Source organism: Lawsonibacter asaccharolyticus, from assembly GCF_022453915.1.
Lineage (GTDB): Bacteria > Bacillota > Clostridia > Oscillospirales > Oscillospiraceae > Lawsonibacter > Lawsonibacter asaccharolyticus.
Window position 1 is genome coordinate 611,589 of record NZ_CP091870.1, and the last position, 16,355, is coordinate 627,943.

The 16,355-nt window shown below is 52.0% G+C and carries 16 protein-coding genes; 11 read left to right on the top strand and 5 right to left on the bottom strand.

What is annotated here, in order from left to right; translation table 11 throughout:
- The first annotated feature begins 68 nt into the window (after positions 1 to 68).
- Complete coding sequence (gene ppdK / locus L9O85_RS02780) at positions 69 to 2,696, top strand: pyruvate, phosphate dikinase (protein ID WP_050622619.1); 2,628 nt, start codon at positions 69 to 71, stop codon at positions 2,694 to 2,696.
- 443 nt (positions 2,697 to 3,139) lie between these two features.
- On the opposite strand, the gene L9O85_RS02785 is transcribed toward ppdK, so the two are convergent.
- Together L9O85_RS02785 and L9O85_RS02790 are read right to left on the bottom strand one after the other, a co-directional pair.
- On the bottom strand, positions 3,140 to 3,823 hold the full coding sequence (locus tag L9O85_RS02785; protein ID WP_157954644.1) for a helix-turn-helix transcriptional regulator: 684 nt from the start codon (positions 3,821 to 3,823) through the stop codon (positions 3,140 to 3,142).
- Positions 3,816 to 4,535, bottom strand: coding sequence for a GntR family transcriptional regulator (locus tag L9O85_RS02790; RefSeq protein WP_108979666.1), 720 nt, complete (start codon positions 4,533 to 4,535; stop codon positions 3,816 to 3,818). Before L9O85_RS02790 ends, L9O85_RS02785 begins: the two co-directional genes overlap by 8 nt.
- Before the next feature lie 175 nt (positions 4,536 to 4,710).
- On the opposite strand from L9O85_RS02790, the gene L9O85_RS02795 reads away from it, so the two are divergent.
- From L9O85_RS02795 to L9O85_RS02840, 10 genes are all read left to right on the top strand, one after another.
- On the top strand, positions 4,711 to 5,577 hold the full coding sequence (locus L9O85_RS02795; protein ID WP_108979665.1) for an isocitrate lyase/PEP mutase family protein: 867 nt from the start codon (positions 4,711 to 4,713) through the stop codon (positions 5,575 to 5,577).
- 30 nt (positions 5,578 to 5,607) lie between these two features.
- Positions 5,608 to 6,474, top strand: a complete 867-nt coding sequence (locus L9O85_RS02800; protein ID WP_108979664.1) for an isocitrate lyase/PEP mutase family protein — start codon at positions 5,608 to 5,610, stop codon at positions 6,472 to 6,474.
- Positions 6,475 to 6,590: 116 nt separating this feature from the next.
- Positions 6,591 to 7,568: a phosphotriesterase family protein gene (locus L9O85_RS02805; protein WP_301579488.1), complete on the top strand. Its 978-nt coding sequence runs from the start codon at positions 6,591 to 6,593 to the stop codon at positions 7,566 to 7,568.
- An 18-nt stretch (positions 7,569 to 7,586) separates the two neighbouring features.
- Positions 7,587 to 8,651, top strand: coding sequence for a TRAP transporter substrate-binding protein (locus L9O85_RS02810; RefSeq protein ID WP_108979662.1), 1,065 nt, complete (start codon positions 7,587 to 7,589; stop codon positions 8,649 to 8,651).
- A gap of 75 nt (positions 8,652 to 8,726) precedes the next feature.
- The gene (locus tag L9O85_RS02815; protein ID WP_108979661.1) at positions 8,727 to 9,248 is read left to right on the top strand and encodes a TRAP transporter small permease; all 522 of its coding nucleotides are present in this window, start codon (positions 8,727 to 8,729) and stop codon (positions 9,246 to 9,248) included.
- Positions 9,249 to 9,251: 3 nt separating this feature from the next.
- Positions 9,252 to 10,526, top strand: coding sequence for a TRAP transporter large permease (locus L9O85_RS02820; RefSeq protein ID WP_256182755.1), 1,275 nt, complete (start codon positions 9,252 to 9,254; stop codon positions 10,524 to 10,526).
- Between the two features lie 20 nt (positions 10,527 to 10,546).
- Entirely contained in the window at positions 10,547 to 11,899 is a 1,353-nt protein-coding gene (locus L9O85_RS02825; RefSeq protein WP_157954643.1) for an acyclic terpene utilization AtuA family protein, read from the top strand.
- A gap of 13 nt (positions 11,900 to 11,912) precedes the next feature.
- Positions 11,913 to 12,218, top strand: a complete 306-nt coding sequence (locus L9O85_RS02830) for a DUF4387 domain-containing protein (RefSeq protein WP_108979658.1) — start codon at positions 11,913 to 11,915, stop codon at positions 12,216 to 12,218.
- 19 nt (positions 12,219 to 12,237) lie between these two features.
- The gene (locus L9O85_RS02835) at positions 12,238 to 12,927 is read left to right on the top strand and encodes a cysteine hydrolase family protein (RefSeq protein ID WP_301579494.1); all 690 of its coding nucleotides are present in this window, start codon (positions 12,238 to 12,240) and stop codon (positions 12,925 to 12,927) included.
- A 15-nt stretch (positions 12,928 to 12,942) separates the two neighbouring features.
- Entirely contained in the window at positions 12,943 to 13,467 is a 525-nt protein-coding gene (locus L9O85_RS02840; RefSeq protein WP_108979656.1) for a hypothetical protein, read from the top strand.
- 279 nt (positions 13,468 to 13,746) lie between these two features.
- Here L9O85_RS02840 and L9O85_RS02845 read toward each other — a convergent pair whose 3' ends face one another.
- The 3 genes from L9O85_RS02845 to L9O85_RS02855 form a co-directional block, all read right to left on the bottom strand.
- A complete protein-coding gene (locus tag L9O85_RS02845; RefSeq protein ID WP_346015907.1) occupies positions 13,747 to 14,199 on the bottom strand; it encodes an AAA family ATPase in 453 nt (150 codons plus the stop codon).
- A gap of 94 nt (positions 14,200 to 14,293) precedes the next feature.
- Positions 14,294 to 15,685, bottom strand: coding sequence for an MATE family efflux transporter (locus tag L9O85_RS02850; protein ID WP_301579497.1), 1,392 nt, complete (start codon positions 15,683 to 15,685; stop codon positions 14,294 to 14,296).
- On the bottom strand, positions 15,675 to 16,307 hold the full coding sequence (locus tag L9O85_RS02855; protein ID WP_256182758.1) for a TetR/AcrR family transcriptional regulator: 633 nt from the start codon (positions 16,305 to 16,307) through the stop codon (positions 15,675 to 15,677). Before L9O85_RS02855 ends, L9O85_RS02850 begins: the two co-directional genes overlap by 11 nt.
- Positions 16,308 to 16,355 lie beyond the last annotated feature (48 nt).

The window sequence follows — 16,355 nt, forward strand, 5'->3', positions numbered from 1 at the left end:
ACATGCCGGTACGTCCGGTGCCGCCGTGTTTCAGACAAGCCCCAGGATTGAAGAAAGGAATGAAGTAAATGGCAACAAAGTATGTGTACCTCTTCTCTGAGGGCAACGCCAACATGCGTGAGCTGCTGGGAGGCAAGGGCGCCAACCTGGCCGAGATGACCAACATCGGCCTGCCCGTGCCCCAGGGCTTCACCATCACTACCGAGGCGTGCACTCAGTACTATGAGGACGGCCAGAAGATCAACGACGAGATCCAGGCGCAGATCATGGAGTATATCGTCAAGATGGAGGAGATCACCGGCAAGAAGTTCGGCGATCTGGACAACCCCCTGCTGGTCTCTGTCCGTTCCGGCGCCCGGGCCTCCATGCCCGGCATGATGGACACCATCCTCAACCTGGGCCTGAACGAGCAGGTGGTGGAGGTCATGGCCCAGAAGTCCAACAACCCCCGCTGGGCCTGGGACTGCTACCGCCGCTTTATCCAGATGTACTCCGACGTGGTCATGGAGGTGGGCAAGAAGTACTTTGAGCAGCTCATCGACAAGATGAAGGAGGAGCGCGGCGTCACCCAGGACGTGGAGCTCACCGCTGATGACCTGAAGGAGCTGGCCGGCCAGTTCAAGGCCGAGTACAAGGCCAAGATCGGCGTGGACTTCCCCACCGACCCCAAGGAGCAGCTGATGGGCGCCATCAAGGCCGTGTTCCGCTCCTGGGACAACCCCCGCGCCAACGTCTACCGCCGGGACAACGACATCCCCTACTCCTGGGGCACCGCCGTCAACGTGCAGTCCATGGCTTTCGGCAACATGGGTGACGACTGCGGCACCGGTGTGGCTTTCACCCGCAACCCCGCCACCGGCGAGAAGAAGCTGTTCGGTGAGTTCCTGACCAACGCCCAGGGCGAGGACGTGGTGGCCGGTGTCCGGACCCCCATGCCCATCGCGGAGATGGCCGAGAAGTTCCCCGAGGCCTTTGCCCAGTTCGAGGGCGTCTGCAAGACCCTGGAGGACCACTATCGGGATATGCAGGACATGGAGTTCACCGTGGAGCACGGCAAGCTCTTCATGCTCCAGACCCGCAACGGCAAGCGCACCCCCGCCGCCGCCCTGAAGATCGCCTGCGACCTGGTGGACGAGGGCATGATCGACGAGAAGAAGGCCGTGGCCATGATCGAGCCCCGCTCTCTGGACACCCTGCTCCACCCCCAGTTTGACGCCGAGGTCCTGAAGAAGACTCCTGTCATCGGCTCTGCTCTGGCCGCCTCCCCCGGCGCCGCCTCCGGCAAGATCGTCTTCACCGCTGAGGACGCCAAGGAGTGGGCCGCCCGGGGCGAGAAGGTGGTCCTGGTCCGCCTGGAGACCTCTCCCGAGGATATCGAGGGCATGAAGGCCGCCCAGGGCATCCTCACTGTCCGCGGGGGCATGACCTCTCACGCCGCCGTCGTGGCCCGCGGCATGGGCACCTGCTGCGTGTCCGGCTGCTCCGCCATCGTTATGGATGAGGAGAACAAGCAGTTCCAGCTCGCCGGCAAGACCTTCCACGAGGGCGACTGGCTGAGCTTGGACGGCTCTACCGGCAAGATCTATGACGGCGCCATCCCCACTGTAGATGCCTCCATCGGCGGCGAGTTCGGCCGGGTCATGGCCTGGTGCGACAAGTACCGCCGCCTCCAGGTCCGCACCAACGCCGACACCCCCCACGACGCCGCCCAGGCCCGCAAGTTCGGCGCCCAGGGCATCGGCCTGTGCCGCACCGAGCACATGTTCTTCGACGAGGACCGCATCCCCGCCATCCGGGAGATGATCTGCTCCGACACCGTGGAGCAGCGCGAGAAGGCTCTGGCCAAGCTGGAGCCCATGCAGCAGAGCGACTTCGAGGGCATCTATGAGGCTATGGAGGGCTGCCCCGTCACCATCCGCTTCCTGGACCCCCCGCTCCACGAGTTCGTGCCCACCGAGGAGGCTGACATCGAGAAGCTGGCCAACGACATGGGCAAGACTGTCGCTGACATCAAGGCTATCATCGCCGGCCTGCACGAGTTTAACCCCATGATGGGCCACCGGGGCTGCCGTCTGGCCGTGACCTACCCCGAGATCGCCGCCATGCAGACCCGCGCCGTCATCAAGGCAGCGCTGAATATCCAGGCCAAGCACCCTGAGTGGAACATGGTCCCCGAGATCATGATCCCCCTGGTGGGCGAGGTCAAGGAGCTGGCCTATGTGAAGAAGGTGGTCACCGAGACCGCCGACGCCATCATCGCTTCTGTCAAGTCCGACATGAAGTATAAGGTGGGCACCATGATCGAGATCCCCCGTGCCGCTATCACCGCTGACGAGATCGCCAAGCAGGCCGACTTCTTCTCCTTTGGCACCAACGACCTGACTCAGATGACCTTCGGCTTCAGCCGTGACGACGCGGGCAAGTTCCTGGATGCCTACTACGATAGGAAGATCTATGAGAACGATCCCTTTGCCAAGCTGGACCAGAAGGGCGTGGGCCGTCTGATCGAGATGGCTGCCAAGCTGGGCCGTACCGCTAACCCCGACCTGCATCTGGGCATCTGCGGTGAGCACGGCGGCGATCCCTCCTCTGTGGAGTTCTGCCACCGTGTGGGCCTGGACTATGTTTCCTGCTCCCCCTTCCGTGTGCCCATCGCCCGTCTGGCCGCCGCGCAGGCTGCCATCAAAGAGGGCTGATCCCAAGCGATCCTCTGTGAAAAAAGCGCCCCGCTCATATGAGCGGGGCGCTTTTTTCAGCTCAAAGGCGGGAGAGAGCACAGGGAGTGCCTCAGAACAGGCCGAGGATCAGGATGGTGTACCGCTTCAGGTCCAGCATCCCGCACCCGAGAGCGATGTGGTAGTTTTCTGATGCGCCCCATCCCAGCTCGCGCAGCAATGTGCTGGATCTGCTGACTATGTGGAGTTGGACTCCTCGAAAAGTCCGCGTCCCCAAGGGCTGAAAAGGGACACTGGGAACGCTTTAAGAACAAAAAAGACGAGTAGCGTTTCAACCGGAATTACGCGGTAAGACGCTGTACGTTGTATCCATATTATCTAAAACTGCAAAGGGAATTTTGCAAAAAATGCAGAGAATAGAGCAAAGAAGAGCGGCACAAAACCACTTTGATCTTGAAAAAAGGTTATGCTGACATCAGATGCCAGACCTCGGAAGGAGTAAGGCCCACGTATCTCTTAAAAACACAGTAAAAATAGTGAGCAGAAGAGTATCCAAGATCTGTGGCCAGATATTCCAGTTGAGGCAATTTTTTAGAGTTAGAGAAATATTCCAGCGCAACAAAAATGCGTTTTGTATGAAGCAAATCTAAAAAAGTAACGTGAAGATTTTGGGAGAGAACACGGGAGAGATAAGACGGGTTGATTTTAAGGGCGGAGGACAAATCGTGAAGACAAATTTTCTGGTAATGCTGTTCAATTTGCCGGATGGCATAGGAGCACAGGGCAGGATTTTTCCAGCGATCCAAGGATTCATGGGTTGATTCGATCATATGGCAGGTGTCCTGAACCAGTTTTTCACAATGATGGAGCTGCGCTTTGGTGTAGTGATCATTCATCCAGATCAAGAGATGAGCGGCTTGGCCCAGGTGGAAGATACGCGCCCGGTATTGCTTTTTTATATAAAGCAGGATCAAATAGCGGAACAACATGGATTTGCTGGGAATGTCCTTCTTCAGAAGCAGATCCAGCCCTTTTGAGATCTGTTCTTGAAGCAGGGCGGCATATTGCTGAGAAAAAAACGGGTCTCCCTGATAATGGTCCAATGCACGCAGTATTTCATCAATATCATAAAAAAAGTTGTCATTCATGTTCTTCCTCGCTGTGAGGCGGTTCAGACTGAGAAGTGATTGGGTGCAGACTGAAGGCGTTTTGGACATGGAGAGAGATCAACCGGGTACCTTCTTCCTTGTCACGGTTGCAGATTGCCTGGAAAATGGCGGCATGCTCTTCGCAGGCAACATCCATGCGGTTTGGACGGGAAATAGCATATTCTCGAAAAACAGAGGTGTACGACAGAAGGCGATCCATGATGTCTAAGAGCCAGATATTCCCGCTTGCACGGGCAATTTGGGAATGGAAACGAGAGTTGTATTTGTGAAGATGGTGGAAGTCTTTGCGCTTTGTATAAAAACTGATGAGAGCAATGGTTTCCTCCATATCGTTGAGGTCCTCTTTGCTGGCATGATCAATGCAGAGCATCAGGGCGAGATGGTGGATGCTGTCCAAAACGATGGCTAAATCGGTAATATCTTTTTCTGTCAGAGAACGGATCTTTGCTTTTCGTCCATGGTTGATTTCCAAAAGGCCATCATTGCTTAGCTGTAGCATAGCCTCCCGTATAGGGGTCCGGCTGATGTGAAGGAGTGCGGAGATCTCGGTCTCTGTGATCTCACTGGGAAACATGTTAAGTAGGATGGCATCTTTGAGGGCCGCATATGTAGCGTCCTTCAGTGTAGAATACTCCTTAGAATATGACTGAAATCGCTCTATAAAACCTGAATACTGCGCTTCTGGTTTCATAAAATCCACCTCTTTTTGTTAAGATGCCCCAGAGCTTGGCTATATTGTATCAGAAGATATTTCTGTTTACAAGTATTTTTTATGTAAAAAAATAGACATATTGTAAAGAAAGTAAAAAGACGGATGCTTTTTTCTGTGTTATGATGGCCCCATCAGAAGGAGGGGGACCGAGTATATGAACAAAACTACGCAGTTGAAAAAACTATTGCTGCAGCGAAAAGCATTGCCCTGTCCCGGAGTATATGATGCATTAAGCGCGCGGATGGTGGAATACTGCGGATTTCAAGCATGTCAGATTTCCGGGTTTGGAGTTTCGGCATCTTCGTTGGGGATGACAGATGCCAGCTTTACCTCTTTGGAGGAAATCGTCCGGATCACATCCAATATTGTGCGGGCAGTAGATATTCCTGTCATGACGGATGCTGATACCGGCTATGGGAATGCAGTCAATGTCTGGTGGACGACAAAACGGCTGGAGGAGACCGGCGCAGCCGGTATGAACTTAGAAGATCAATGTTTCCCTAAACGCTGCGGCCATATGGCTGGGAAACAGCTTATCTCTTTGGGAGAGATGGTGGGCAAGATAAGAGCGGCAGTAGATGCCAAAAGAGACCCGGATTTTGTGATCAATGCCCGTACTGATGCAGCTTACGTATGCGGAATTGAGGAAGCAATCCGCCGCGGAAATGCATATTTGGAAGCTGGTGCTGACATGGTTTTTGTAGAATCCCCTGCTAGTGCAGAAGAAGTAAAGCGGGCTATTGAACAGATCAAGGGGCCGGTCAGCATCAACATGCTGGAAGGAGGCCGTACACCGATGTTGACTTTTGAAGAGCTGAGACAGCTTGGCGCTGCAAGGGTCAGCTGCCCCATGTTTACCTCGCTGATAGCTGCATATGCGTTGCAGAAGGGCTTGAGTTATCTGATGGAACACGGGACCAGTTCCGGCTTCGAGGAACACATGTCATTTGAGGCGTTCAAAGTATTTACAGATACTCCCTCTGTCCGCGCGATGGAAGAAAGGTACATTCCGAAAGATTGAATCAACAATAAATGAATAGAAGGAAAGAATATGCGTACTTCAGAACAATTTCGAAATATGATAAAGGCATCAGGGGTCATTCAGATCCCGGGCTGCTATGACTGTATTACAGCCACGATTGTGGAAAGAGCAGGATTTCCAGCCGCATATTTGACCGGATCTGGTATTTCCTTGACGCTCTCTGGTATTCCTGATCTCAATACGATCAGTTATCTAGAACTTCGGCAAGTGGTACAAAACATACGCAGTGCGATCCAAATCCCTATGCTGGTCGATATTGATACTGGATTTGGTGCACCTCTCAACCTCTACCGACTTACCAAAGAATTTGAACAGCTGGATATCGCGGCAGTCCAGATTGAGGATCAAAAGGTTCCCAAAAAATGCGGGCATGAGCTGGGGAGAAGACTTGTTCGGGACGAAGAAATGGTAAAGCGGATTCGTACCATCCATGAGAACCGGCTGGAAAACGGTCTCGTTATTGTTGCCCGCACAGATGCCCGTACAGTCGTAGGGCTGGATGAGGCGATTCGCCGGGGCAGACTGTATTTGGACGCAGGTGCAGATGTAATTTTTGTAGAGAGCCCAGAAAGCTATGAAGAGGTCAAAAAGATTGCATCCGAGATTAAAGGCCCTGTCCTCTTCAACAACGTAGAGGGAGGGCGCAGCCCATTCCTATCCAGACAGGAGCTGGAAGAGGCGGGGGTCAAGATGACGATCTATCCCAATGCCCAGACTAGGGTGGTCGCAAAAAAATGCATGGAGCTTCTCAATACGCTTCAACAGACCGGGACAACAGCAGGGATGGAAAATGAGATGCTTTCCCACAGAGAATTGTGGAGCATGTTTAACAGCGAGAAGTGGGTAGCAATCGAGAAAAAGTATATGCCGGATTAAACGATATGCCCGAAAGAAAACATCTTATATAGAAAAGAAAGCGCAATATTGAGGACAGATGTCCCGTTCAGACAGCGTGCTGATAACACGGTCAGGTTGGATAAGGAGGATATGAGGTGTATAAAACGATCCAGACTACAACAGGACAATTTTCCATTCAAAAGCTGGAAAAGGTACTGATGCACGAGCATATCGTATTGGGCTATGCAGGGTGGTTTTATGATCCGCGCTATGCAGAATTTGACCATGCGAAGGCAGAGGAAAAGACGCTGGACAGGCTGAAGCGCCTGCGAGACTACGGTGTAAATTTGGTGGTGGATCCCTGTCCAATCGAGCTGGGAAGAAATCCAGTGTTTATGCAGGAAATGTCAGTCAAGAGTGGAGTCCAAATCATGTGTTCGACAGGGTTTGATTTAGAGGCCCGCGGATATTTGTCGGCATTCCGGACCGCGACGGCGGAAGAGATTCGAGATATCTACCTCTATGAGATTGAAAATGGAATTGGCCCGGAGCGGATAAAGCCAGGGATCATTAAAGTTGCGACCGGATACGGACAGATTACAGATTATGAGGATCGGTGCATCCATGCGGCCTGTATGGCGAGTATTCAGTCTGGGCTTCCAATTATTACCCATACAGAGAAGGGGACGATGGGGCCCGAACAGGCTCGTGCTTTCAAGCGGTATGGAGTTGCGGCTGACCGGTGCTTGATCGGCCACTGCTGTGCAAATCCGGATCTTCGGTACCAGAAATCTATATTGGATGAAGGCGTATATGTCGGATTTGACCGCTTTGGAAACGAGTGGCACGGCGATGATTACTTCCGAATGGCTACATTGACTGCGTTAATTCATATGGGATATTCAGATCACCTTTTTATTGGCACGGACTCTGTGGCGTTTTTGTTAAAAGAACTTCCGGGAAATCGGAACTTTGAACATTGGGACCCGGTGCGCTTATTTGACACTATTATCCCTGAGCTTGAAAAACGGGGAGCAACAAAACAGGATATTCGGAATCTCGTAACTGAAAACGCAAAACGGTTTTTTACCGGGAATACCTCTCTAGGCCCACAAAAGCAAAGCAAACAATAAAATGAGGAGGAAAGACAAATGAAAAAGCAATTCACATTCATTCTTGCCCTTGCAATGCTGATGATTATGTTGGCGGGCTGTAGTGGGAATACGTCGCCAGGGACTTCTGGAGTGAGCTCCACCGGAACATCGGCAGTTACAGATGACAGCAATCCGTTGGGGCTGGATGAAAAGATCACCATCAGCTATTCTCATGTGCAGTCTACGTCGTCTCCAACTCATCTTGCGATGGAGGACTTTGGAAAATACCTGGAGCAGCAGTCCAACGGCTGGGTTACCTTAGAAATCTTCCCGGCTGGACAACTGTATAATGACGCCACTGAGATCGATGCAGTGGTGGGCGGAAATATTGATATGGTATCTACCTATATGAGCAAACTGACCAGTGTGGATACTGACACACAGTATTGTTTGGCTCCTTATCTGTTCAATGATGTGTATGAGATGGAATCGTTCTATACTTCTGAGTATGCACAGCCCCTCTATGAAAAAATCAATGCATTGGGACTGAAAGTAGTCGATGTGATGTTCGGAGGGGAACAGTACTTTATGAGCAATGGGGATTCCATCCGAAATATTGATGGATTCCAGGGGAAAAAGGTGCGGGAAGGCGGTGGAGCGATGACACAGGCGCTCTATGATGCGCTGGGTGCCTCGGTGACTACGGTCTCCTTTAATGAGCTTTACACGGCTATGCAGACAAAATTGGTGGATATTGCAGTGACCTCTATTGACTCCGCTGTAAATATCCAGCTACAGGAAGTGCTCGAGAGCGTTTCTGCTTACAAGATCCAATACGCTCCGTACCTCATTATGTTCAATCAAGCTGTCTGGGACTCCTATCCTGAGGCGTTGCAGAATGTAATCGAGGAAGGACTGGAAATGGCAAGGGAGAAGCAGCTGGAATACACAGACGAGACCTGTGCTGCCGCCATTGAACTGGTTAAGAGCAGCTGTGATTTTTACGAAGCGTCTGATGAGGAGATCGCAGAACTGAAGGCACTGTGGCAGCCGATCGTGGAAGAGTATGTCTCCAGCAAATGGATTGATGCCATTGCCGAATTTAGGGAAGCAAACCAATAAAATGGATTGGATATCTGCCGGGAGAATGTGGGCCTCCCGGCAGATATCTCCAAAAAATACGGAGGGCGTGAAGTTATGTGGAAGAGATTTCTTGCTGTCTACGAAAAAATAGAGGATATCATTGCCGGGATTGGACTTGTCTGTGGTGTAGGGATTATGTTTGTCGGCGTTGTGGCTCGCTATATCTTCCATCATCCCCTGACATTTGTGGATGAAATAGGCCCGATTTTTATCGTTTGGAGTACCCTGATCGGATATTCCATCGCATTACGGAAAGATGAGCACATAAAGATGGATATCCTGTATGCCGCGATTCGGAATGAAACATGGAAACGCGGGATAGAGTTTTTTGGTTATCTCTGTGGGGCTGTTTTCTCTTTCTTTATGATGCGATACGGATATCTTGCCATGATGATGCAGTATGAGATGGGCCGTGTGACGCAGATTTTGGAATTCCCCGTTTGGATTTCCTATCTGATTATTCCATTCAGCGGCGCGGTCCTAATCGTACGGTATATCGGATTGATGATTGCTCTGTTCAGAAACAAAGCAACTGACGATGTTGTGGAACAGAGAGGCGAAAGTTCGGGGGAATAAAAGATGGAAAATGTATGGATTCTTCTGGCGATATTTGTGGTACTCATGATGATGCATGTTCCCATTGCTGTTGCCATGGGTTTGTCCAGTCTGATCGGATTTATGATGATCGGCTACAATCTTACAACAGTTGGTTCACTTCTATATACTGCGGTAGCCAGTACCTCTATGATCACCATACCAGGGTATATTTTTGCGGGGGCGATTATGGCGAAAGGCGGGATTTCGAGACATCTGCTGAATGCTCTGAATGCTTGGATTGGACATGTTCCGGGGGGCGTGGCCATTGCGACCGTTCTTGCCTGTGCCATGTTTGCAGCGATCACAGGCTCTGCTTCCGCAACCATCGCAGCGGTCGGCGGGCTGATGATCCCTGCAATGATAGACTCCAATTATCAGAAGTCGTTTTCTATGGGGCTGGTAGCCAGTGCGGGATCTTTGGGAATCCTGATCCCCCCAAGCATCCCAATGATTCTCTATACGACGATAGCAGGAGTATCGGTATCAAAATTGTTCGCTGCTGGCATGCTTCCCGGGCTGATCGTGGTAGGTGTGTTCTCAATCTATATTGTTATCTTTAGTATTATTCATAAGCAGAGAGGCGGAGAAACAGAGCATACCGACCGCTGGAAAAAGACGCTGAAAGCTTTGCCGGCGATCCTTCTACCGGTTGCCATTTTAGGTTCCATTTATTCCGGAATTATGACGGCTACAGAGGCATCTGCGTTTGCTTGTGTCTATGCGGTTTTGGTATCCACGCTGATTTACCGGGAATATACATGGGGACAGTTCATTGAGACGATCAAGGAGGCTACGAAATCGACCGCTACAATTTTGTGGATCGTTACTGCGTGTTCGATGTTCTCCATGTTTTTGACTGCCACAAGAGTGCCGCATCAGATACTGGAGATTGTAGCGGCCTCCAACTTCTCGGCGATCCAAATGGTAGTCATATGCGCCCTAATCTTGATTTTTCTTGGCTGCTTTATGGATGGCGTCTCCATTATGCTGATTGCAGCTCCGCTGATGGTTCCGGTTGTGGGCGGGCTCGGGTATGATTTGATCCAGTTCGGAATTGTTATGACCATAGGAATCCAGGTCGGACAGTTGACGCCTCCCGTAGGGATCAATCTGTTTCAGGTGGCAGGAATGCAGAAGGAATCTGTTGCATCCGTGATCCGGGGAGCTGTCCCGTTCCTTCTGCTGCTGATGGCGGTATGGGTGCTGGTCATTTTCTGTCCTGGGCTCACGGCAGTAGCTACGACTCTATTCACATAAGAGGAGAAAGGAGTATCACTTTGATCACGGTATATGCTCCGCTGGGGATGTTAGGGTATGGATTTCCGATGCGTTCTTTAAAAGCGGCGCTGGAACATGGATTCGATGTCATTGCGCTGGATGCGGGGTCGGTAGACCCGGGGCCTTATTATCTGGGGACGGGGAAAAGCTTTACATCGCGGACGATGGTCAAACGGGATCTGAAACTGATCGTCGAGGCAGGACAAACGGCACATGTTCCGATTTTGATTGGGACGGCGTGCGGTTCGGGAGCCACACCTCATCTGGATTGGGCCATGCGGATACTGGATGAAATCGTAGAGGAGCTGGATATCCACCCTAAGGTAGCGCGGATCGACGCAGAGCTGGACAAGCAGGAAGTCATTCAGGCGTTTCGCAACGGGAAAATAGAAAATTTCGAAACCAGAGATCGACTTTCGGAACAAGATATTGACGACTGCATTCATATCGTAGCCCAGATGGGGATACAACCTTATATGAAAGCGCTGGAAGGGGGAGCGGACATTATTGTAGGCGGACGAGCCTATGACGCGGCTGTAATTGCGGCCTATCCCATTTGGAAGGGCGAGGACCCCGGCCTGAGCTACCATATGGGGAAGATCATCGAGTGCGGCACAGCGGTGGCACTGCCTCGGGAATCAGATGGTATGCTGGGGGTCATCGATGGAGATTCGTTTATCGTGACGCCTGCTGATCCCGAAAAGATTTGCAAGCCCGATACGGTAGCAGCCCATACACTTTATGAAAGAAGCACGCCCATTACCACCGAGTTTCCAGGGGGAGGCCTGGATATGAGCCAAAGCAGCTTTATAGGTGAAAATGGAGGGCGAAGTGTTCGGATAAGAGGGACAAAATTTGTGGAACCCGCTCGGCTCACGCTGAAGCTGGAAGGTGTGCGGCGGACTGGATATCGAACAATCTGCCTTGCGGGGATTCGGGACCCTTTTGTGATCGAGCATCTTTCTGAGGTGGAGGAAAAGGTACGGGCCAAAATAAAACGGGACCTGCCGCAATTTGAGGCGGAAAAAGCGTACAAGATTCTGTTCCGGCATTATGGGGCAGGGGAGATTATGAAGGAACGCGACCCAGAGACTTGGACGCCGAAGGAGATCGGATTGGTGATTGAGGTGCTCTCTCAGGAACAGGAAACTGCCGACACTGTCTGCGCACTTGCCCGATCAGCCATTCTGCATATGGGATTTGTGGGCCGCCGAGCAAACAGCGGAAACCTGGCATTTTTGTACACACCGGCCGAATTTCCCGCTCCGCCATGTTACGAGTTCGCCCTCTACCATTTGATGGTGGTAGAGGATCTGGTAAAACCATTTCCGATCACTTGGATTCAGAAATAGGTGAGGAGATATCATGAAGCTATTCAATGCCGATGCAATTGTCCGCAGCAAGGATGCGGGCCCTTTCCGATTTACATTGGATGTCATTTTCAATGATCGGAATCAATTTGAGGCAATGAAAGATTCCGGAATATGGAATAGAGAGTATCTTTGTAAACTGTGCCGTATCCCAGACTCAGAGGTCGATGAGTGCCTGTGCTACGAACCGGCCATGGCCTTCAAATTTACTTATCAGCGGCCTGTGTCTTCGGGCGCTTTTGGAGATAATGATATCTACGGATCTCAACAGCATGTTCCCCTGTATGAGATCGAATTTTAAGCAGGGAGGAGTGGTTGTCATGTATATGAAGGAGCCTGAAAAATGTTACAGATATAATGATGCGGAAGATGCTGATTTCACAAAAATTGTTGACCCAAAACATACTGCGCTGCTGATGATAGACATGCAAAATGATTTTTGTTCCCCAAAAGGAAAATTTGCACAGGCGGGGCGGGCTGCAGACAGCATCATTGAAATTATTCCAGCTTGCAGGAAGCTTCTGGAAGCCGCCAGACAGGCCAATGTATTCGTCGTTCACATTCAGCAAAGTACGCTGCCGGGGGAGCAGAGTGATAACGGAGGCTGGATAGCATTTAAGACGAGAGATGGGAAAGCGCCCACCTATGCAACGGTAAATACATGGGGATGGCAGCATATTGAGGAACTGGCGCCCTATTGTGACGGAGAAAATGGAAGCTGCTATGAACCAATTATCACAAAATATCGGCCAGATGCATTTTTGAATACAAGTCTCGATTTGATTTTGCGGGCCAATCATATAAAGAGCGTAGTGTGTTGCGGCTGTACCACAGAGGGCTGCGTTTTGGCCACCGTCATGGGGGCTGCGTTCCATAACTACTATACCTGCGTCGCGGAGGATGCGGTAGCCACATCTGTGGATGGGGCTCATGAGCGGGCAATTTGGTTGATGAAAAAACGCTATCTGGTTCGGACCGTTGAAAAAATCTTGAGCTGCTGGCAGGCGTGACAGAAGACCAGCTGGATGCCCCAGGAAGTAAGAGCATTTCTTGAAAAATGCTTGTTGAAAATTGAAGCGGTGCAGCTTTTGCTGCGCCGCTTCGGCTTATGTGGATCACTTAGCACAAAAGGGGCTAAGTATAGCGTTTGGAGGAACAGAGAGAAATGCCCAAGTTATCCAGCGATACCTTCACAAAAGCGCATCAGGATCACGGGCATCTGGACGCTGGTGGTGGAACTGGCAGGCGTCAAGAAAGTGATGCTGGTGCCATTGATCAGAGCTTTGGCATCGGTCCATTGCGAAGAGGGGAGGGCGTGGTGCAACTGGATAGATCCGTGCTGGACGAGTATCATACCCCTTGTTATGGGGGCAGCGCAAGGCCAGCTGCGCACAAATGAGCGGGCTGTAGAGAGCCAAATGGGCATCATCCACTCAGAGACCACGCCATTTGCCGCCGCACAGTTTACTGCGGAGGCAAACCAATCTGCTGGAGCTGCATCCGCAAATTTAACAGAAGAGGATAAAGTAGGACAGCCCTCCAAAGCATAAGTGCTTTGAACTGCCTGAGCCCAAGTGAAGACCGCGTCCGGAGCAAGCAAGTCAGAGGAAACACCGGTCATTAGACTATTTTCTGCTGTCTAGATCACAGTGTCATAGTACCAAGCTGTCCGGGCTGCATCAGCAGAAACGGGCCAAATGGTTCCAGCACTGGCTCGTGAGTACTCAGTTGGATGTCTCCTTCCTGGCTGAAGATGGCGTTGGGGAACAGCGGTACTCGGGCGAAGCGGCCACTGATCTGCGGTCTGATCCCTTCCGCGTCCAAAGTTCTCAGCTCAGTGTGTGATAGGACGCTTCTATAATTTTCACTGCGTTTTCAATTCCCGGTTTTCCGCTGTCGATGCAGAGGTAACAATTTTCTGCTACTCCAAATGCCTGACCGGTATCATGCTTCAGGTAAGGGGCGCAGTTTTTATCTGCGGAATCCAGCAGCTTTTCCGCCTGTGCCGCAGGGACACCGTAGCCCTCCTCCACCCGCTTCAGTCGGATGTTCGGGGCCGTGCAAATGAAGAGATTCAGCAGATCTTCGTATCCCTCCAAAACACGGTTCGCGCCCCGGCCCACGATGGTGTACGAGCCCTCCAGCTCTTGGATCGTCCAGACCTGAGCCGGATAGATTTGGTCATCCAATGGCATAACCCAGCTCCCGGCGCTTGTTTGATACAGAGTGGAGAGAAGCCAATCCTTCCGGTTCTCCGCCCATTCAAAGAGATCCGGGGGGATGCCGAAAAAGGAATGTTGAGCCTATCCACTGATTCCGCACCGATTTGTCGGACACCGCTCCCAAATTGACGGCTGATTGTGATGATAGAGGGGCTCACAGCTCGTCCGCTCCTTTCGGCGTGCCGCGCATACTTGCCGATGAGATCCGTTTCATAGATCCGATCGAAAGCATACAGACTAAGATAGTCAAAATGTCGGCTGCTGGTTGGGAAAAGTAGATCCCTGTGACCCCAAACAATTTTGGCAGGGTCAAAATAAAGGGCACATAGAATAGTCCCTGACGAATCGTAGACAGGAACAGGCCATATCCGGAGGCTCCGATGGTCTGATAAGTAATGGTCATCATGTAGCACAGTCCAAAAGCGGGATAGAGCGCCACTTGGGAGACCAGCAGCCATCTGCCGTAGTCCACGATGACCGGGTTTTGATTGAACAGCAGAATCAGCGGCCGGGACAGCAGGATATAGACCACCGCCACCAGCACGGTTAGCAGCAAAGAGGCTTTTAGGGCGAAACGAACCGACTGATGAAACCGATCCTCGTCTCTGGCGCCAAAAGCAAAGGAGGCCACTGGCTGATAGCCTTGCATGAAGCCCATGACCACATAGCAGCCGATGAGGACCAGCCGTTGGACCACACCGTAGGCGGCAATAATGTTGTCCGCGTCCGGCAGAGGGGCTGCGGCGATGTTGGTGAGGGAGGAGGCCACCGACAGGCAGATTTGGATGACAGCTGTGGGGATGCCGATGACGGTGACGGTCTTGATGAGTTTCCAACTGGGGTGGAAGGAGCGCAGGCGCAGCTTGATGACGGAGCGCCCACTGAGATAGAACCAGGCCAGGATAAAGAAGGTGACGAACTGAGAGATGGTGGTGGCCAGGGAGGCCCCCTCCACCCCCATGCCCAGGCCCCAGTCAAACATGAATACAGGGTCCAGCACCACATTCAAAAGGGCCCCGGTGATGACGGCGATGGAAGAGATCTTCACGGAGGACTCTGCCCGTGCCGCGCAGTTCATGCTCTGGGCAGGCAGATTGGCCAGGGCCGCCACAAACATCCAGAAGGCGTAGTCTTTGGCCAGAGGGAGGGAGGCGTCAGAGGCGCCGAACACCCGCATCAGCGGCTCGATAAATGCAATGCCGCCCACGCACAGCACCACGCCGATGACGATGGACAGGCCGATGATGGTGGTGACAGTGCGGCTGGCACCCTCCTCGTCCTTAGCCCCCAGATGCCGCCCCGCCAGTACAGCGGCTCCGGCGGCGAAGATGTTCTCGATGGACACCATGATGAGGAGCAGCGGCACGGTGACGCCCACCGCTGTCAAAGCAATATCAGAATCCAGCATCCCGATGTAGGCAGTGTCCACGATGTTGTAGACTGCCTTCGCCAGCAAGGCCAGTGTAGCGGGAAGGGCGAGCTTGATGATGGCTTTCGGGGGATTTATATCTCCCAAAATAGAAGTTGAATTTTGTTTAGTAGCCATATCTATCCCCCCTTTCGGTGACGCCGTAGAGCAGGACAGTCAAAAGCCGGCGGCACTGGGCATCCCGAAGAGCAAAGCACTTCCTGGCAGGCATGGAAGATGCTTGCGCCTGCGCATTGATAAAGTCCTGAAACTGCCGGAATAGGTCCACCACTTCCTCCATGGTAATGTCCGTACGCAGCGGAAGCTGGCGCAGTAGGTGCTTCAAAGTGGATATGGTCAAGGCGTCAAACGCCTTCCGACGTGCTTGGATCTGTTCGAACAGCCGGGCGGGAGGAGAGATGACTGCTTCGCAGAAGATGGGTTGATAGACCGGATTCTCCTGAAAAAAGGTCATGCGGGCAGTAAAATACCGCCCCAGCTGGTCCTCCACAGAGCCGTCGTCCTCCTCCGGCAGAGCAGCGCTGAGATGGGCGGTGAGGCGCTGAAAGCACTCCTCCACACAGGCCAGATATAATTCGTCCTTGTTCTCAAAATAGTGGTAGATGATCCCTTTGGAAATTCCTTGGGCGGCACAGATGGTGTTTACCGAACTGCCGCCGTGACCCTTTTCCGCAAATTCCGCCAGTGCGCTGTCCATAATCCTACGCTGGGTCTGTTGATTTTTTTCTTCCCGTTTCATAGGTTTGCCTCCGAAATAATTGACCACAAGGTCTATTTTTAAATTATA

What these genes read in the sequence shown, in the direction of transcription:
- L9O85_RS02850 (WP_301579497.1), bottom strand. Translation starts at nt 15,685, where the DNA reads ATGGCTACTAAACAAAATTCAACTTCTATTTTGGGAGATATAAATCCC.
- L9O85_RS02810 (WP_108979662.1), top strand. Translation starts at nt 7,587, where the DNA reads ATGAAAAAGCAATTCACATTCATTCTTGCCCTTGCAATGCTGATGATT.
- L9O85_RS02785 (WP_157954644.1), bottom strand. Translation starts at nt 3,823, where the DNA reads ATGAATGACAACTTTTTTTATGATATTGATGAAATACTGCGTGCATTG.
- L9O85_RS02840 (WP_108979656.1), top strand. Translation starts at nt 12,943, where the DNA reads ATGCCCCAGGAAGTAAGAGCATTTCTTGAAAAATGCTTGTTGAAAATT.
- L9O85_RS02800 (WP_108979664.1), top strand. Translation starts at nt 5,608, where the DNA reads ATGCGTACTTCAGAACAATTTCGAAATATGATAAAGGCATCAGGGGTC.
- L9O85_RS02790 (WP_108979666.1), bottom strand. Translation starts at nt 4,535, where the DNA reads ATGAAACCAGAAGCGCAGTATTCAGGTTTTATAGAGCGATTTCAGTCA.
- L9O85_RS02820 (WP_256182755.1), top strand. Translation starts at nt 9,252, where the DNA reads ATGGAAAATGTATGGATTCTTCTGGCGATATTTGTGGTACTCATGATG.
- L9O85_RS02835 (WP_301579494.1), top strand. Translation starts at nt 12,238, where the DNA reads ATGTATATGAAGGAGCCTGAAAAATGTTACAGATATAATGATGCGGAA.
- L9O85_RS02855 (WP_256182758.1), bottom strand. Translation starts at nt 16,307, where the DNA reads ATGAAACGGGAAGAAAAAAATCAACAGACCCAGCGTAGGATTATGGAC.
- L9O85_RS02815 (WP_108979661.1), top strand. Translation starts at nt 8,727, where the DNA reads ATGTGGAAGAGATTTCTTGCTGTCTACGAAAAAATAGAGGATATCATT.
- L9O85_RS02795 (WP_108979665.1), top strand. Translation starts at nt 4,711, where the DNA reads ATGAACAAAACTACGCAGTTGAAAAAACTATTGCTGCAGCGAAAAGCA.
- L9O85_RS02830 (WP_108979658.1), top strand. Translation starts at nt 11,913, where the DNA reads ATGAAGCTATTCAATGCCGATGCAATTGTCCGCAGCAAGGATGCGGGC.
- ppdK (WP_050622619.1), top strand. Translation starts at nt 69, where the DNA reads ATGGCAACAAAGTATGTGTACCTCTTCTCTGAGGGCAACGCCAACATG.